The following is a 3,790-nucleotide window of genomic DNA, read 5'->3' as shown; positions in this document are numbered from 1 at the left end:
GGGCACGCCCTGCTGGCGGCCCTGGCCGAGCTGCACGTCCACGGCGTCCCGGTCACCTGGGCGCGGTGGTTCGCCGACACCGGCGCCAGCCGGGTCGACCTGCCCACGTACGCGTTCCAGCACCAGCGGTACTGGCCGGAGGTCGACGGCGCGGCCGCCCCGTCGGGCGAGCGCGCCGACGGCGCCGAGGGCGACTTCTGGGCCGCCGTCGAACGCGGCGACCTGCCCGCCGTGGCGTCCCACCTGTCCGTGCAGGACGACCCGGGCGCCGTGGCGGCCCTCGCCCCGGCCGTACCGGTGCTGTCCTCGTGGCGCCGGGCGAGGCTGCGCGACGCCGCCGTGGACGCCTGGTCGTACCGCATCACGTGGCACCAGATCCACCCCGCCCCCACCCCGTCCCTCCCGGGCCGCTGGCTCGTCGTCACCCCCGCCCCTCACCCCGCCGATCTTGCAGTCTCGGCCCCCGAATCGGGTGGAACGTGGCTTTCGTCGGGGCCGGAAGTGCCCGATCGCGGGGAGTGGGGCGGGGTTGTCGACGCGCTCCGGCGGGGTGGGGGAGACGTCGACGTCCTTCGGGTCGCGCCGGGCGTGGAGCGGGGGACGCTGGGCACGGCGCTGCGGGAGCGCGGCGAAGGCGGCTGGAGCGGCGTGCTCTGCCTGCTGCCCGAGCGGGACGAGCCGCTGCCCGACGCGCCCGCCGTACCCGCCGGGACGGCACTGCTGCTCACCCTCGTCCAGGCCCTGGCCGACACCGGCCTGCCCGGCCGGCTGTGGTGCCTCACCCGGGGCGCCGTGTCCGTCGGCGGCGGCGAGACCGTCGCCGACCCGTCGTCCGCCGCGGCCTGGGGCCTCGGCCGCGTCGTCGCCCTCGAACAGCCGGACCGCTGGGCCGGCCTGATCGACCTGCCCGCCGCCGAGCCCGCTCAGCCCGCCGCCGGCACCGCCGCGCTCGGCCGGGCCGCCGCCAGCGCCGGGCCGGACCGGGCCGGCCGCCTCGACCGGGCCGCCGGGGACGCGCTGCTCGCCGTCCTCGCCGACGCCGGCCACGACCAGGTGGCGATCCGCCCGCAGGGCGTGCTCGAACGGCGGCTCGTCCCCGCCGCCCCGCCCGCCGGGGCGGCCTGGCGGCCCTCCGGCACCGTCCTCGTCACCGGTGGGACCGGCGCGCTGGGCCGGCACGTGGCCCGCTGGCTGCTGGCCAACGGCGCCGCCGAGGTGGTGCTCGCCTCCCGCCGCGGCCCGGACGCCCCCGGCGCGGCCGACCTGGTCGCGGAGCTGGGCGCCGCCCGGGTGGTGGCCTGCGACGTCACCGACGCCGACGCCGTCACCGCCCTCGTCACCGGCCTGCCCGCGCTGACCGCCGTCGTGCACACCGCCGGGGTGGTCGACGACGGCATCCTCGACGGCCTCGACCTGGCCCGGATGCAGACCGTCCTCGACGGCAAGGTCCGCGCCGCGCGGGTGCTCCACGACGCCACCGCCGGCCGGGACCTCGACGCGTTCGTGCTCTTCTCCTCCCTCGCTGGCGTCGTCGGCAGCGCCGGGCAGGGCAACTACGCGGCGGCCAACGCGTACCTCGACGCCTTCGCGGCGTGGCGGCGCGACCAGGGGTTGCCCGCCACATCCGTCGGCTGGGGAGCCTGGGCCGAGGACGGCATGGCGGCGGCCACCGCCGCGCTGACCGTCCGGCTCGCCCGGGGCGGCATCAACCCGCTGCCCGCCGCCGAGGCGGTCACCGCGCTCGGCCGGCTGGTCAACGCCGGCGAGCCGGCGGTCACCGTCGCCGACGTCGACTGGGGGCGCCTCGCCGCCGCGTGGGGCGGTCCGACCCCGCTGATCGCCGCCCTGCCCGGGGTGCCCACCGGACCCGTCGGGCCCGTCCGCGCCGTCGTCGTCGGCCGGTCCCTGCCCCAGCTCACCGAGCTGGTCCGCACCCAGGCCGCGGCGGTGCTCGGCTACCCGGCCGGCCAGCCGCTGCCCGACCGCGCGTTCCGCGACCTCGGCTTCGACTCGCTCACCGCCGTCGAGCTGCGCAACCGGCTGACCGCCGAGACGGGCATGACCCTGCCCGCCACCCTCGTCTTCGACCACCCCACCGTCGCCGAGCTGGCCGCCCACCTGCACGGCCTGACCGCCGGCCACGCCCCCGGCGAGGTGGTCGCCGACGGCGCCGGCCTGCACCGGGAGCCCATCGCCATCGTCGCGATGAGCTGCCGCTTCCCCGGCGGCGTGTCGTCGCCCGAGCAGCTGTGGGACCTCGTCGCCGCCGGCACCGACGCGATGACCCTGATGCCCGGCGAACGCGGCTGGAACCTCGCCGAGCTGTACCACCCCGACCCCGAGCACCTCGGCACCAGCTACGTCCGCGAGGGCGGCTTCGTCGCCGGGGCCGGCGAGTTCGACCCCGCGTTCTTCGGCATCAGCCCGCGCGAGGCCGTGGCCATGGACCCGCAGCAGCGGCTGCTGCTGGAAACCACCTGGGAGGCGTTCGAACGGGCCCGGATCGACCCGACCGCGCTGCGCGGCAGCCGCACCGGCGTGTACGTCGGCACCAACGGGCAGGACTACGGCTCCCTGCTGATGGCCGCCGGGGACGTCGACGAGAACTACCTCGCCACCGGCGTCTCCGCCAGCGTCCTCGCCGGGCGGCTGGCGTACACGTTCGGGCTGCACGGCCCGGCCGTCACCGTCGACACGGCCTGCTCGTCGTCCCTGGTCGCGCTGCACCTCGCCGCCCAGGCCCTGCAGGCGGGGGAGTGCGACCTCGCCCTCGCCGGCGGCGCCACCGTCATGGCCACCCCCGGCATCTTCGTCGGCTTCTCCCGGCAGCGCGGCCTCGCCGCCGACGGCCGGTGCAAGCCGTTCGCCGGGGCCGCCGACGGCACCGGCTGGGGCGAGGGCGTCGGCCTGCTGGTGCTCCAGCGGCTCTCCGACGCCCGCCGCGACGGCAACCCGGTCCTGGCGATCGTCCGTGGCAGCGCCGTCAACCAGGACGGGGCCTCCAACGGGCTCACCGCCCCCAACGGGCCCGCCCAGCAGCGGGTCATCCGACAGGCCCTCGCCAACGCGCGGCTCACCCCCGTCCAGGTCGACGCCGTCGAGGCGCACGGCACGGGCACCACCCTCGGCGACCCGATCGAGGCGCAGGCGCTGCTCGCCACGTACGGGCAGGACCGGCCCGCCGACCGGCCACTGTGGCTCGGCTCCATCAAGTCGAACATCGGGCACACCCAGGCCGCGGCCGGTGTCGCCGGGATCATCAAGATGGTCCTCGCCATGCGGCACGGCGTGCTGCCGCCCACCCTGCACGTCGACGAGCCCACCCCGCACGTCGACTGGTCGGCCGGCAGCGTCGAACTGCTCACCGAGGCCCGGCCCTGGGAGCCGGTCGACGGCGTACGCCGCGCCGGGGTGTCCTCGTTCGGGATCAGCGGCACCAACGTGCACACGATCCTCGAACAGGCCCCCGACGAGGAGCCCGCGTCGCCGGCCGACGGGCCGGCCGGCGAACTGCCCTGGGTGCTCTCCGGGCGCACCGCCGACGCCCTCGCCGACCGCGCCCGGGAGCTGCGGGACCACCTGGAGGAGGTGCCGGACGCCGCGCTCGGCGACGTCGGCTGGTCGCTGATCGCCACCCGGGCGTCCCACGACCACCGGGCGGTGGTCTTCGCCGCCGACCGGGACGAGTTGACCGCCGTGCTGGACGCGCTCGCCGACGGTCGGCCGGCGTCGCAGGTCGTCACCGGGGTCGCCGGCGCTGCGGGTGAGGTCGCGTTCGTTTTCCCCGGTC

General features: G+C 77.7%; 1 protein-coding gene. It reads left to right on the top strand.

What is annotated here, in order from left to right; all coding sequences use genetic code 11:
• A partial coding sequence (locus ACGF5G_RS35650) for a type I polyketide synthase (protein ID WP_393271297.1) occupies window positions 1–3,790 on the top strand: 3,790 nt, incomplete at both ends.

Source organism: Micromonospora sp. NPDC047730, assembly GCF_043204765.1.
Lineage (GTDB): Bacteria > Actinomycetota > Actinomycetes > Mycobacteriales > Micromonosporaceae > Micromonospora.
This window is presented reverse-complemented; position numbering and strand designations above follow the sequence as displayed.